This is a genomic window from Deltaproteobacteria bacterium, from assembly GCA_013151235.1.
Classification (GTDB): Bacteria; CG2-30-53-67; CG2-30-53-67; order CG2-30-53-67; family CG2-30-53-67; genus JAADIO01.
This window is the reverse complement of record JAADIO010000033.1, coordinates 1-13,656: the sequence shown is the minus strand read 5'-3', so window position 1 is coordinate 13,656 and position 13,656 is coordinate 1. Positions and strand designations below refer to the sequence as shown.

General features: G+C 54.4%; 12 protein-coding genes and 1 riboswitch. Of the genes, 3 read left to right on the top strand and 9 right to left on the bottom strand.

Going from position 1 to position 13,656, the window contains the following annotated elements; all coding sequences use genetic code 11:
- The first annotated feature begins 2 nt into the window (after window positions 1-2).
- The 3 genes from GXP58_06285 (at window position 3) to miaA (ending at window position 4,327) form a co-directional block, all read left to right on the top strand.
- Window positions 3-1,391: a YihY family inner membrane protein gene (locus tag GXP58_06285; protein NOY53216.1), complete on the top strand. Its 1,389-nt coding sequence runs from the start codon at window positions 3-5 to the stop codon at window positions 1,389-1,391.
- The gene (mutL, locus tag GXP58_06280) at window positions 1,388-3,250 is read left to right on the top strand and encodes a DNA mismatch repair endonuclease MutL (GenBank protein NOY53215.1); all 1,863 of its coding nucleotides are present in this window, start codon (window positions 1,388-1,390) and stop codon (window positions 3,248-3,250) included. Before GXP58_06285 ends, mutL begins: the two co-directional genes overlap by 4 nt.
- A 105-nt stretch (window positions 3,251-3,355) precedes the next feature.
- Entirely contained in the window at window positions 3,356-4,327 is a 972-nt protein-coding gene (gene miaA / locus GXP58_06275; GenBank protein ID NOY53214.1) for a tRNA (adenosine(37)-N6)-dimethylallyltransferase MiaA, read from the top strand.
- 210 nt (window positions 4,328-4,537) lie between these two features.
- On the opposite strand, the gene GXP58_06270 is transcribed toward miaA, so the two are convergent.
- The 9 genes from GXP58_06270 to GXP58_06230 form a co-directional block, all read right to left on the bottom strand.
- The gene (locus GXP58_06270) at window positions 4,538-4,996 is read right to left on the bottom strand and encodes an MOSC domain-containing protein (protein NOY53213.1); all 459 of its coding nucleotides are present in this window, start codon (window positions 4,994-4,996) and stop codon (window positions 4,538-4,540) included.
- Window positions 4,997-5,007: 11 nt separating this feature from the next.
- A complete protein-coding gene (locus tag GXP58_06265) occupies window positions 5,008-6,249 on the bottom strand; it encodes a molybdopterin molybdotransferase MoeA (GenBank protein NOY53212.1) in 1,242 nt (413 codons plus the stop codon).
- Between the two features lie 52 nt (window positions 6,250-6,301).
- The gene (locus tag GXP58_06260; protein ID NOY53211.1) at window positions 6,302-7,069 is read right to left on the bottom strand and encodes a sulfite exporter TauE/SafE family protein; all 768 of its coding nucleotides are present in this window, start codon (window positions 7,067-7,069) and stop codon (window positions 6,302-6,304) included.
- A 19-nt stretch (window positions 7,070-7,088) separates the two neighbouring features.
- Complete coding sequence (gene moaA / locus GXP58_06255) at window positions 7,089-8,114, bottom strand: GTP 3',8-cyclase MoaA (protein ID NOY53210.1); 1,026 nt, start codon at window positions 8,112-8,114, stop codon at window positions 7,089-7,091.
- Window positions 8,105-8,226: riboswitch (molybdenum cofactor riboswitch) on the bottom strand. Its footprint overlaps the gene before it by 10 nt.
- Window positions 8,227-8,284: 58 nt before the next feature.
- Window positions 8,285-8,971, bottom strand: coding sequence for a response regulator transcription factor (locus GXP58_06250; GenBank protein ID NOY53209.1), 687 nt, complete (start codon window positions 8,969-8,971; stop codon window positions 8,285-8,287).
- Window positions 8,943-10,580 (bottom strand): DUF3365 domain-containing protein, encoded by a 1,638-nt coding sequence (locus GXP58_06245; GenBank protein ID NOY53208.1) that lies wholly within the window; start codon window positions 10,578-10,580, stop codon window positions 8,943-8,945. The genes GXP58_06250 and GXP58_06245 overlap by 29 nt, the downstream gene beginning before the upstream one ends.
- Before the next feature lie 287 nt (window positions 10,581-10,867).
- Complete coding sequence (locus tag GXP58_06240) at window positions 10,868-11,251, bottom strand: response regulator (GenBank protein NOY53207.1); 384 nt, start codon at window positions 11,249-11,251, stop codon at window positions 10,868-10,870.
- A 173-nt stretch (window positions 11,252-11,424) separates the two neighbouring features.
- On the bottom strand, window positions 11,425-12,684 hold the full coding sequence (locus GXP58_06235) for an alginate export family protein (protein ID NOY53206.1): 1,260 nt from the start codon (window positions 12,682-12,684) through the stop codon (window positions 11,425-11,427).
- 181 nt (window positions 12,685-12,865) lie between these two features.
- Window positions 12,866-13,656 (bottom strand): hydroxylamine oxidoreductase (locus tag GXP58_06230; protein NOY53205.1); only part of this gene is annotated, 791 nt, incomplete at its 5' end.

Sequence of the window (13,656 nt, the reverse complement as noted above, 5' to 3'; positions counted from 1 at the left end):
AAATGAATCAGAAAAAGACGATGGGGAGACAGAATTTTTTCGCCCGGCTCCTGACCCTGGATATCGATGATTATTCCAGATTTTCCGCCTGGCTCCTGAGCCGACTCCGGCTCTGCTACCATGTGGGACTGGAATTTATCCAGGACCGGTGTCTTTTGCGGGCCTCCTCGCTGACCTATACCACGATTCTCTCCATCGTCCCCCTGATGGCGGTTTCCTTTTCATGGTTCAGCCGGATGAAACTCTCCCGGGAGGAAGTGAAAAATTTTCTCAGCCGCTATCTCTTTCCCAATGCACAACTCTTTCGGACGATCCAGGACAACATTGATAAATTCTCCTCCAATACCGCAGCGCTGAGTACGCTCGGGACATTGGTCCTTTTTGTCGCGGCCTATTCCATGATCAACACCATGGAGAAATCTTTCAATGCGATCTGGCATGTCACGGAAAAGAGAAGCCTCTGGGACAAAATCAATTCCTTCTGGATGTCCCTGACCCTGGCGCCGATTCTGATCGGTCTTTCTCTTTTCATGACGGCCAAGCTGAAATCCCTGCCGGTACTGGGGACCTTTTTGACCTCCCCCCTGATCAAGGCTTCCCTCGTCTATCTGATCCCCTTTCTCATGATCCTCCTGGCCTTTTTCATGCTCTATAAACTCCTTCCCTATACGCGGGTCGGAACGCGTTCAGCCTTGGGCGGTGCCGCCATTGGTGCCTTCTTGTTTATGGTCCTCAAGTGGGGCTTCGCTCTCTACGTCACACACTTTTCCGCTTACAGCAAGATCTACGGTGCCCTGGCCGCGATCCCCGCCTTTCTCTTCTACCTCTTTCTGATCTGGATTATCGTCCTTCTCGGGGCGGAGTTTTCTTATGTTCTACAATATCCGGAAATCTATCGGACCGGAGCCACCGGAACCTTCCGACCCGAGAATTTCCGGGGATATCTGGCGCTGCGTGCCATGATCGAAATCGTCCGGCGCTTCCTCGCAGGGGAGGAGCCGCCCCGGACGCTGGCGATTTCACAAACCCTGGGAATTACCTATGACATGATGGAAAAGATTCTGACCTCTCTTGTCAGGCAAGGGTTGGCTCGACGCATCGAGGGAATGCGGGACGCCTTTGTCCCGGCCCAAGATCCGGCACGGATCACGGTATCCCAAGTGGTTGAAGCCGCCCGGGGCAAACTGCTCCTGGCCGCTCCTTATCCGAAAGACCCGGACCAGCAATACTTGCAGGACCTCTTTCGGGAAAGCCGTAAGATACTGCACGAACACCTGGGGGGGGTGACCTTGATGCAACTTGCCGACAAGACGGCCCGGCCACCCGGCGGTACCGCATCCACGAACGAGCAACCTCCCCCGACCCCTCTTTCTCAAAGGGAAGAATCGTGAGCGGACGCCTTACGCAAATGGGGAGGGATCATGAGCAGGCACCTTACGCAAATGGGGCGCACAAGATAGAACTCCTTCCCAGTGATCTCATCAACAAGATCGCCGCCGGCGAGGTCGTGGAACGCCCCGCCTCCGTGGTCAAGGAACTGCTGGAGAACGCCCTCGATGCAGGCGCATCGGACATCCGGATCGATATCACTGAAGGAGGAAAGAAACTGATCCGCGTCCGGGATAATGGTTGCGGAATGAACCGGGAGGATGCGCTCCTTGCCTTCGAGCGACATGCGACCAGCAAAATCCGGAAATTCGCGGACCTGGAACGGATCGCCTCTCTCGGGTTCCGGGGGGAGGCGCTGCCGAGCATCGCCTCCGTTTCGGATATCCATCTCACGACATCCGACGGCAGCCGGCCGGAAGGAACTGAAATCTATCTGAAGGACGGCACCGTGAAAGAAATTCGTGCAGCGGGAAGAGGGAAGGGGACGACCATCGAAGTTCAAGATCTTTTTCTGAATATACCGGCCCGCAAAAAATTCCTTAAATCGAACTCCACAGAACTTTCCCATATCACCGGGACCGTTTCGGAGACTGCACTCGCCCATCCCGACGTCTATTTCACCCTGCGCCACAACGGACGGACCCTCATCCAGGCGCCTGATGTCGATTCAATTCTGGAACGGGCAGGGCATCTGTTCGGCAGGGATTTAAAGGCCAACCTCACAGAGGTCGAGGAGGGAGTCGAAGGAATGCATCTCTTCGGGTTCGTTTCCATTCCGGGCTATTCCCGGCCGAACGGCCGAGCGCTGAATTTCTTCGTCAACCGGCGGCCCGTCTCCGACCCGACCCTTCGCCATGCCGTTTACGAGGCCTACGAGACCCTGCTCATGAAGGGGCGTCATCCCGTGGTCTATCTCTTTCTTGAGATCAATCCGTCCTTCGTCGACGTGAATGTCCATCCCACCAAGCGGGAGGTCCGGTTTGCCGATATCCGGCGGATCCACAACTTCGTCCGGGAGGCCGTCCGAAAAACCGTTCAGGACTTCGGCCGTCAACCCGGCGGGGCGCAACCGGACGATCCGGGTCCTTCGGGACGGGAAGAGCGTGTCCGGGAGGCCGTGGCCTCTTATTTCAAGCAAGCGGGACATCCCCCCTTACACGTGCAGGCCGCGCAGACCGGAGAGTCTCGACGGAACCGGGTATCCGGGACAAACTTCGCGTCATTGCATCCGGCGGCCCGGCCGACCTGTACGTCTTCGACGCCCGCCGTGCAATCTCTTTTCTCGGAACGGCTGGTGCCGATGGGACAGATCGACAATAGTTTTATCATTACTCAGGATCGGGAAGGACTCCTCCTCGTGGACCAGCATGCCGCCCATGAAAGGATCCTCTATGAGAAATTCATGAAACAATATGAGCGGCAAAAGATCCCGGTTCAGCGGCTTCTAATCCCCGTAAACCTCTCTCTTTCGCAGCGGGAAGAGCTTCTTCTGCAGGAATATACCGGCCTCCTCGGCCGGTTAGGTCTTGAGATCGACGATTTGGGCCACGGGACGTTCGCCATCAAGGGTGTGCCCGTCTGGGTGTCCGAAACCGATATTGCGGAACTGGTTCGGGCGATCATCGAGGAGATCGGCACCCTCGGGAAGGCTGAGGAGCTGGAACGGCAAATCGGAAAAGTGATTCATCTCTTCTCCTGTCGGGGAGCGATCAAGGCACACCAACCGTTGCAAATGGAAGAGATGGAGTCACTCCTGAAGGATTTGAGCCGGACCGAATCCCCCCATACCTGTGAACATGGACGGCCGACGATGATCCGGATCGACCTGCCGGAAATCCTGCGGCGGTTCAAACGAACCTGACAAACATTGGCGGTTGTTTCTGAATCGCCCCGGGTAAACCGGGACGATAATTTCTGAGCGAAGGAAAAACCTTCGTTCACCTGTCGAAGGGCTGGAGCATTTCGCATGACCGATCACCGAAAACCGATCCTCTTTCTCGTCGGTCCCACAGCCGTCGGTAAAACTCGTTTTGCCATTGAACTTGCGGACAACCTGGGCACCGAGATCATCGGTGCCGATTCGATGCAGATTTACCGCTACATGGATATCGGAACGGGAAAACCGACAAAGCAGGAACGGGACCGGATACAACATCACCTCGTGGATTTCGTTCACCCGTCCGAATCCTACAGCGTCGGAAAGTACCGCAGGAAGGCCGGTGAAATTATCGACCGGATGCATGCGGCCGGGCGGGTCCCGCTGGTTGTCGGCGGGACCGGTCTCTACATCCGGGTACTTACGAACGGGCTTTTCAATGGTCCGGAAGCCGATCCGGAGATCAGAAATTCCCTTAAAGTACTTGCTGCTAAAAAAGGTCGTAACGCACTCTATAATCAACTGAAAACGGTTGATCCAAAATCAGCATGCAGGATTCATCCCAATGATGAAAGGCGCCTGATACGGGCGCTGGAGGTCTACCGGATCACGGGCAGACCGATCTCGGAGTTGCAGGAAGAACAGAAAGCGAACCTGGAATCGCAGTACCGGTTTATCTTCTTCGGATTAACCATGAGCCGCAACAAACTCTATCCCGTTATCGAAAAACGGATCGACAAGATGATCCGGCAGGGCTTGCTGGACGAGGTGAGAGGTCTTCTCGCCATGGGGGTCGATAAGAATGCCGGCTCCATGCAGGGGCTCGGTTATAAGGAAATGATCCCCGTAGTGATCGGGAAGGAGAAACTCAGGAATGCCGTGGATCTTCTCAAGAAAGAAACCCGCCATTTTGCGAAGCGTCAGATGACCTGGTTCCAGACGGAGAAGCGTATTGAATGGATTGATACGGGAAGCTTCCGAAAACCGCAGGGAGCCCTGAACCGGTTCCTCTCTGAGGCGAAATCCAAGTTGGAGAAGGCCGAAAACTTCCAAACAAGATAACCTCGAATCCACCTTAAATATCCATTGTAACGCTCCTTGGTAAAACATAAAAACAGTCTTAGGATAGTTAATGTTCTTTCTAATGTATCGGCGGAACGGCTCTATATGTGGCCGCAATCAACTTCCGATAAGATATATTATGTTAACTTTATTATTTTGAAAAAATATCGGGGGTCGCTGCGGCTTCTTCTTTCGCCCTCTTCATGATTTTCAGGAATTCGAGTCCGATACCGTCAGCAATCGCGTTACGGGATCTCCTTTGCGGAGTGTGCCACCGTGAAGGACCTTTGTGAAAATTCCTTCCTTCGGCATAATGCAATCACCGGTTGCTTTTTTGATGGCACATCCGTCGTTATGGCATTGCTTGCCGATCTGAGTGACCTCGAGAACAACTTTTTCCCCGAGATGGAGTCGATCCCCTTTCTTGAAGGTGTTGAGGTCGATTCCCTCGGTAATAATATTTTCGGCAAAGGCGCCGTTTTTTAGTGAAGGAAGAATCTTCCGGACCTTTTCGATACTCTCGCCGGCGAGCATGGAAACCTGACGATGCCATTTCCCGGCATGGGCATCCCCGTCGATGCCCCAATTCTCTTTCAGGACAACACGCTCCCGTTCCTTTTTCACGACCCCCTTCTTGGAGCTGGTACAAACCGCCTGAATCGATGCCATTTCTTCCCCTCTCAAAATGCCGGATTCGTCTGGTACGATGGTTGTTCGAAAAGGACTACATCGGCGGGGCTCCCCTTGGCATGAACTTCTCCCGGCTGAAGCAGGATGTAGCCATCGGCCCGAGCGATTGAGCCGATCATGTGGGACCCCTGTTTCTCCAGTTTCCGGATCAGAAAATCCTTCTCCGATTTCCGGTCCAGAGAAACCCGGACAAATTGCGTTCGCCCTCCCTGATTGCGGACCTCCTCATCTGTTCTGCCGACGATGCGGGGCCAGGCCATCGGCATTCCCGATAGATGCGCTATGATGGGGCGGATATAATAGGAAAAACAAATGAAGGCGGAAACGGGATTTCCCGGCAGCCCCATAAGGAGGGTTTGGTCTTTACGGGCGGCGTAGAGAGGTTTCCCCGGCTTCTGGCGGATCCGCCAGAAGAGCTGCTCAAATCCGGCGGCTTCGGCGGCCTGGCGAACATGGTCATGTTCTCCGACGGAGACCCCACCCGAGGTCAGAATGAGGTCTGCCCCCTCACGGGCCGCCGCCTTGATCGCTTCGATGGTCTGATCGAGCTGATCTTCCACCCGTCGGCACCTGGCCACCTCTCCCCCCGCCTCTTTGACGGAACAGGCAAGCATGAGGGAATTGGAATCGTGAATCTGCCAGTCCTGAATTCCGGACACCCCCTTTTCGGCGAGTTCCGACCCGGTCACAAGGATCGTCACCGCCGGGGGAAGATAAACGTGAAGATCCTTGATCCCGGCGGAGGCCGGCAGAGCAATCCGCCGGGCATCGAGGCGGACCCCACGGGGGAGCAGACAGTCCCCCTTGTGGAATTCCTCCCCTTCCCGGCGCACATCCTGCCCTGCTTGTGGGGCGGAAAGAATGGAAATAACACCGTCCGTTTCTCTCGCCTCTTCCATCCGGATCACCGTGTCGGCACCGGGGGGGAGCATGGCGCCGGTACTGATCCGGACGGCCTCTCCTCCTTGGAAAGTCCCGGAAAAGGGGACCCCTGCCCGGCTCTCCCCTACGAGGGTCAGCAGAACCGGTGTTTTCCTCCCGGCATTTTTCACATCCGCCCAGCGTACGGCAAAGCCGTCCATGGCGGAATTGGTATAACGGGGAATCGGCTCCTCCGCCCGGATCTCTCGGGCCAGGACCCTCCCATGGGCCTCGCCGAGGGAGACCCTCCCCACTCGTTGCGGCGGAAGATGGCGTTGCAGGATGGTGAAGGCTTCATGGACGGAAATCATTTTTTTCTCCTTCATGTTCATGGTCTTTCATCAAATTGCAGGGTCCCCCTCTTCACGATGAGAGGAGAAAGATTTTCCGGGCCAGCAGGAGAACGGCGACAATCAGGATCATGCCCAGAATCCGCTGCATCTTTCGGGGAGAGAATCTTCCCGCCCCGAAAAAGGCCCCGGCGCTCCCGCCCACCAGGACCGCAAAAATGACGGGAAGATAGTGTGTCATGTCGATCGGATGAAACCGAAAGCGGGCCAGAAGGCCGGAGATGGAATTCACCCAGACAAAAACGGCCCCGCATGCCGCCGCCTCTTTGGTCGTTCCGAGACCGACCAGCAGAATCAGGGGAACCAGATAGATTCCGCCACCTATCCCCACCGCCCCGGCAAGAAAACCCAGAATCCCGCCCGAGACCAGCGAGATCAAAATTCTCCGCCGAGGTTCCCAGAACACCCGGTCCATTTCCCCTGGGAAGAAGTAGATCCGGACGGCAGCGAAGAGGAGCGAAACGAGCAAAAGCCCGTAGAACCATCGCCTTGGAAGGAACACCTTCCCCCCGAAGTATGCCATAGGAATCGACGAGACCAGAAAAGGGACCAGGAGCCGCAGTCGCAGGTGGCGGTAACGCAAAAACAGAAGACTCCCGATAGAAGAGACGAGAACATTCAACGTCAACGACAGGATCGGAATCACCTCCACACCAGCACCGAAAACGGCCATCAAGGCGGTGTAGGAAGAACCGCCCCCCAACCCTACGGAGGAATAAAAAAAAGCAACACCGGAAAAAATCAACGCCACGCACCAGGTCGGAACGATGAATCCATGCATCTTACATCCCTCCTCCCGGTTATCCGCCGATTGTGGCCATGGAGGCCGTACATTCTTCAAGAGAACCTTCAACGGCATGGCCGTGTTCGGGCTTCCTCTCGATTGCTGCTCGGAGTGTCCGGACCAGTTCCCGGTCGTCAACCCCGGTACGGAGAAGTGCCCGGACGTCCAGAGTGCCATCGTCGTAGAGACAGTTTTTCAAGATCCCCCGGGGGGTGATCCTGACCTTGTTACAGTGGGCGCAGAAACTTCGGGAATAACTTCCGATTACCCCGACGGTGCCGAGAAATCCAGGCAGACGGTAGAGCAGGGACGTAGAGGACCTCGGGGTCAGGCGGAGAGAAAGTCCGGAATATTTCTGCTGTAACAGGCGGACCATCCTTCCCGCCGACCAGACCGGCGGACATCCCCTCCCCTGTCCGGAAAAGGGCATCCTTTCGATGAACCGGATAGAGACCGGGCGGGTTCGAGCAAGCTCCGCCAGGGCAAGCAGGTCTTCTTCACCGGATGCATCGAGCATCACCGTGTTAATTTTCAGGGAGAGCCCGACCTTCAGTGCCTCTTCAAGGGTTTCCAGAACGGAAGCGAAAAGATCCCGGCGGCAAATCCGATGGTATCGTTTGCGGTCGAGGGTATCCAGACTCAGGTTAATCCCGGAAAGGCCCACCGCTTTCAGTTTCGCAAGATGGTCTGAGGCTGCGACACCGTTTGTCGTGACATGGATCTCTTCGATGCCGGGGACTTTTCCGAGACGCTCGATGAAGGGGACAACTCCCTTACGGACAAAAGGTTCTCCGCCAGTCAGACGGACCTTGCGGACCCCCATCGAGGCAAAGATGCGGACCAGGCGCTCCATCTCTTCAAACCGGAGGATTTGGTCGTGGGGAATAAAAGGGATTCCCTCATCCGGCATGCAGTAGCGGCATCGGAGGTTACAACGATCGGTCACCGCCAGCCGTAGATAGTTGATTTGGCGGCCATAATTATCGGTCAAACAGGAAACAAATCGTGTAAAGACATGCGGTCTTCGGGAGGAGATCCCCATTTCCAACTCCTTTCCAAACACGGGAGGTAAGGCCGTTTCCCGCCTTACCCTGTCGGCCGAAGATCCTATCCGCTACGGACTTAGACCCGAAGGCTCGGAGTAAAAATGTGATCAACAGACTATGAGAACAAAACAAACACCAAGCCGTAACCTGGGAATATCGCCCTTTATCAGTCCACCGTGACAAACTTATACCCCACGCCCGAAACAGTCTGTATATATTCAGGGGAAGAAGGATTTTTTTCAATCTTGGTTCTCAAGTGCTGAATATGGACATCGATCACCCGTGACCAGGAATAAATGTTGGAGCTTTTCCAGAGCGATTTCCGGATCGTGTCACGTCTCAGGACCCGCCCGGCGTTTTCCACCAGGAAACAGAGAAGATCAAACTCCTTCGCCGTTAATTCCACCGGAATCCCGCGGACGGTCACGGCTCGTCCCTGATAATCGATTACGATCTCCCCCACCCGCTCCCCGCCCCGCTCCTGATGTTTATATCTCCGAAGGCATGCCTTGATCCTGGCGATCAGCTCGAGGGTCTCAAAGGGTTTGACCAGATAATCGTCCGCACCGATCTCCAGCCCCAGGACCTTATCCGAGACGCGATCCCGCGCCGTCAACATAATGACCGGAATCCGACTGTATTGCCGCTTGAGTGATTTACAGAAGATCACACCGTCACAATCCGGAAGCATCAGGTCGAGCAGAATCAGATCGGGCAGTGCTTCCTGAAGACGCTTTTCGGCCTCTTTGCAGTTCATCGCCGACTCCACCTGGAAATCATGAAATTCCAGATTCGCCTTCAGAACGTTCAAAATATCCGGATCGTCATCGATCGCCAGAATCCGGTTTCCCATGTTCCACCTTGATTGCGGGTAGCTTGAAGTAAAAGGTACTTCCCCGAACCCCGTCGCTGACAATCCCGATTTCGCCCTGGTGAGCCTCCAGGATGCTCTTGCAAAGCGCCAGCCCAAGACCCGTGCCCCCTTCCCTGCGTTTATAGAACTTCTCGAAAATCTTCTGTTGCTCTTCAACGGGAATCCCGTCTCCCTGATCGGAGACGCGAACGACGACCCATGGCCCGTTCAACCGTCCCTCCACGGTAATGACCGAGCGCTCCGGCGAATGTTGAATGGCATTGGAAAGCAGGTTGAGCATAACCTCCTTCATCCGGTCCTCATCCGCACACACCATCAGCCCTTCTTCAACCTCGGTATTCAGGGCAATCTCTTTTTCGGCAAGAATGGGGTCGATTTCCCATACCAGTTCTCGGAGGAAGGGCCCGATCGAAAATTCTGAAAAATAAAATTCCTCCCGGCCGGATTCAATTTTTTCAAGATCTAGCGTTTCATTGACCATCCGGACAAGACGATCCGCATTGGAGCCGATTACATCCAGGAATTGCAACACCTCCTTGAGGTCAAGTTGAAGATCAGAACGTTCCTCGTTCAACATGTTGAGCTTTGAACGAATAAAGTCAATGGCTCCTTTCACGGAGGTTAGTGGTGTCCTTAACTCATGTGAAATAATGGAAATGAACTCCGATTTCCGGTTGCTGAGCTCCTGATAACGTTGATTGGTCTCAATGAGTTTGCTGTTCGTCAATTGTAATTCCTGCGTCGCCGCATGGATTTTCTCCTTCAGGGAACGCTGATACTGATTGATGGTCTCCCGCATCTCCGAAAAAGCGCGGTACAACAGGCCCAACTCGTCTCTGGAGGAAATGACCGGATCCGATGTTGCCCCCTCTCCCCCGGGATAGGCCTCCACTAGCCTCTTCAGTTTCAAAATGGGGTTGATAATAAAGGCCCTCATGGTCAGCAGAAGCGCCACGAAGAGCTGGGCGGAAATCACGACCATCCCGAAAACCATCGTGCGCTTATTCCCGGCCACCTGGGAGAGCAGTTTTCCGATCGGAAGAGTAATGCTGATCGCTCCCCGGAGATCTCCCACATGGTACTCCTTGTGACACTTGATACAGGCAGGCTTGGCATAGAGCGGTGCAGCATAACGGAAAAAAGAATTCCTTTTGCGCTTCTCGATGGTAGACCATTCCTTTGTCTTCTTTGTCTTGAATTTACGGAGTGCCTTTCTCTCAAAAGCATCCGGTGCATTCTCGGGATTCACCAGTTTCGAACTGGTGATATGAAACCAGAATTCTCCCGTCCTCCGGGCATATTTCGAAAGCTCTCTCGTCACCTCGGCGGGATTCTCCTTCCGATACCGCCTCCCGCTTTGATCCTGGATTTCATCATCTCTATCTGCATCTGCCGGGCCTTTTTTCTGTCGGTGGACCTGTTTAACATAGATATTGCCATGTTGCGCGACCCAAAGACGCGTCACAATAATCTGCTTGAAGAGTATCCTCGCCTGTGAGGTCACTTGATCAAAGAGCAGTCTCTCCTGCCGCTTCTCTATCACATAGAAGGTGGTGCCGAGCGTAGAAACCAGTATCGTCATCGTCATTACCACGACCTTGAGATTGAGGCTCGTACAAAAAGGATGAAATAACCTCATAGGACTGAGAGCATGCTTTATAAGCTTGTTGAAAAACGCTGATGAAAGGACAAAAAAAACATCACAGTGGAAAATGCACCTCCGGTTCTGCGCTCCTCACGCCTTGGCCTGCGGAAGGAACATAGAAGCACCCTGAGCCGTTCCTGTTCTTCAGGATAGCATAACGCGAAAAATCTGCAAGCACACCTCAATATTTACTGTCTGTTTCTTTCCTGCAATTTTGGGCAGACATAACATTACGGTCTGTGTCTCCCGATAGATCTGTCCCGACACGAGGTCGCAAAATAAGTCTGGACGATTTTCTTCAGCATATACGAGCCGAAGGGCTTCCGAAAAAAATGGACTATATCAAGTCCTGTGGCCCGTTCTTCAATTTCCGGATCATTCGCTGCGGTCATCATAATCACCGGGAGAGTGATCCCTCTCTTCCTGAGAATGGACAAGAGGTCCAAACCGGTCATACCCGGTAAACCATAATCCAGAATCATCAGGTGAAATTTTATTTTTTCAATGAAACGGAACGCCTCCTCTGCATTTTCCACGCACACGATAGAGCATGCCATATCCACCAGGTTTTCTGCCAAAACCCAGCAAAGGAGACGTTCATCCTCGAGAATCATCACCTTTTTTTGCTTCCGATTGAATGCATCAGCCGGGAAGTCATCGAAAACCTGATAAAAATCCAAGCCGAATTTGGTATTCATGGCACTCTGTTTCCACCCCCGGCTGTAGGACTCGAGTCGTAAAAACGGCGTCCGGTTTGCGCCGACCCCCATTTTGCGAGCGGGATCACTCAGAATTTCCAGGTTGAGAACACCCAAAGTTTGGTCGTATCGGTGGAGTACTTATTGGCGTTATAGGCAGCAGCCTTGAGTGCGAAAACCTGCTTCCACGGGGAGGTGTAGGCGGCAAGGAGATCCATCTCCCCTCCGTAATGGGCGCCGCCCGTATCGGCGCTTAATTTATGGTAGACGCCTACAAACTTCCACGAGGAGATCTTGGCGCTCACAGTGAAGGTGAGATCCTCAAGTCCATCGGCCGGAGTCTTCAGGAACTTGTCAGCCCACCCATTCCAGGCATGCAACGTCGCGAACGGGGTTGAAAAAGCGCCGTCGCCCGGTTTGCCTTCCAACAGTTCGTAGCCGACCTTGAAGGTCCAGATACCGACCTCCGCTCCGATTACGGTACGGTAATAGTTTGCGTCCACGTTACCGGGGTTGTCACCGGTGTCGACCTGATGGGCAAGTTCCAGATCATAGAGTCCCTTCCAACCGGAGGTAAGGCCGACGCCACCATGCCAGTAAGCGCCGAAAGTCGAAGTGGAGAGCCTGGAATCGTCCGGCTTGTCATAGTCGATCAGATAACCGTAGACGGAAAGGGAACCGGCCTTCCCGAACTCGCGTCGGAGGTTCAGAAGATGGCTGCTCATCCTCTTGGTGTCGGCAAAAATCCGGTTCTGGTTGAGCACATAGGCATAGGTGAGCCGGATACCCGGTATCTTCGTCGTGGTCAGCCTCACGGCGTCGAACGACTGGTGAAACTGGCGCCACCCAACGTTGCCTACGAAACGCACATTGTCGAGCAGAATCTCCTGGCGGCCGAGGAGCAGACGGGTTCCTTCCCCCGCCTTCCAGTCGAGATACGCCTGGTTGAAATCAATCTGGTTGGGGTCGGCGATCACGGGACGGTTGCTCACCCCGTTCCAAGCGGATCCGGATCCCTTATTGTTGTGCTTGTCGGCCTCGCCGACGTTGGTGACCCCCTGAAATTCGATCCGGGCGGCGACACCGCGCCAACGAGCGGTGGTATAACCGAAGGCGGTCCGGAGCGTCGAGGCGTAGCCTTTGTCCGAAAAGGCGTCATCGTCTACGCGCTCGAAACGGTAACGCAGATTAAGCGTGGGTTTGCCGCTTCGGATTGCGTAGCCGAGTAAATCCGTCGAGGCAGAGGCAGGGAATGTAACCGGAACGAGAACGGTGAATACCACAATAATCGCAGCCCACAGCCCCATCCTGAAACCTGAGATCATAGAAGTCAAACCGGCAGTACACATGATGGCCTCCTTTCCGGTCGGGCGAATCCGACCGGTTTTTGAACACAAAAAACCCTTGCACGATCCGGCATTCCGGGGTCGCCCCGAAAATATGCTCGGTTCAGAAGAAGCGGGGCCGACAGAAAACCACATAAGCGGAGCAACCTCCCGGTCCACTCGACCGGGAGGCGGCCCCAGGGGGTTACTGTTTGCGCAGATAACGTTTCTTGAACAACTGCCGCTCTTTTTGTCTTATCGCCTTTTCAGAGGAAGTCATCTTCCCGATGAACCATCGGTGGTTGTCGCTGTTCAATACCTTCGTCAGGTAGGAATCAAGCTTCTCCGCAATGGCGGCCTTCTTTCCGCCTTCACTCCTCCCCTGAGCGATCCGTTCCCTGACCTCCGGGATAAAATTCATATACCAAGCCTTCGCGACTTCATACAAGCCATGCCAGTGTGTGTAGTCCGGCCCCATCATAGAGGCGCCCATTCTAGCCCGACGTCCCTGGTGGTGCCAGATCTCGAACCAGTCCCACTCGATCTTTTCATCGAAAGGCTGCTTCGTGATGAGATTACCTTTTTTCAACATCTTCATGATCCGGACACCGGGCTCTCCGAATTTTTCGTTATACAATCTCACAAGACCGTCATACTGCACATAAAAACCGTCCACATAGTCGGACGAGTGGCAGACCCCGCACACCTCTTTCATATTTTTTCGGCGGGTCTCCCAGGGGAGAACATTTGCCAAACCGAGTCTTTTGTCCGGAACTTCCGGCCGGATCGATACCGGAGGACGGTTGTTCCAACTGATCCGGTCCCCGATGTCATGGGTAACGGCTTGCGTCTGTGTTGCGCTCATGTGGCAGGTGGCGCATGTAGGAGCAGCGGAGTAGTCTTCCCCGACCACCCATTTTGCGCTTTCCAGGTTCATCTTCGTCTTGTTGTCGGAATACGCGATGCCGTGCCGGCTCTCCTCATAGATCTCTTTCT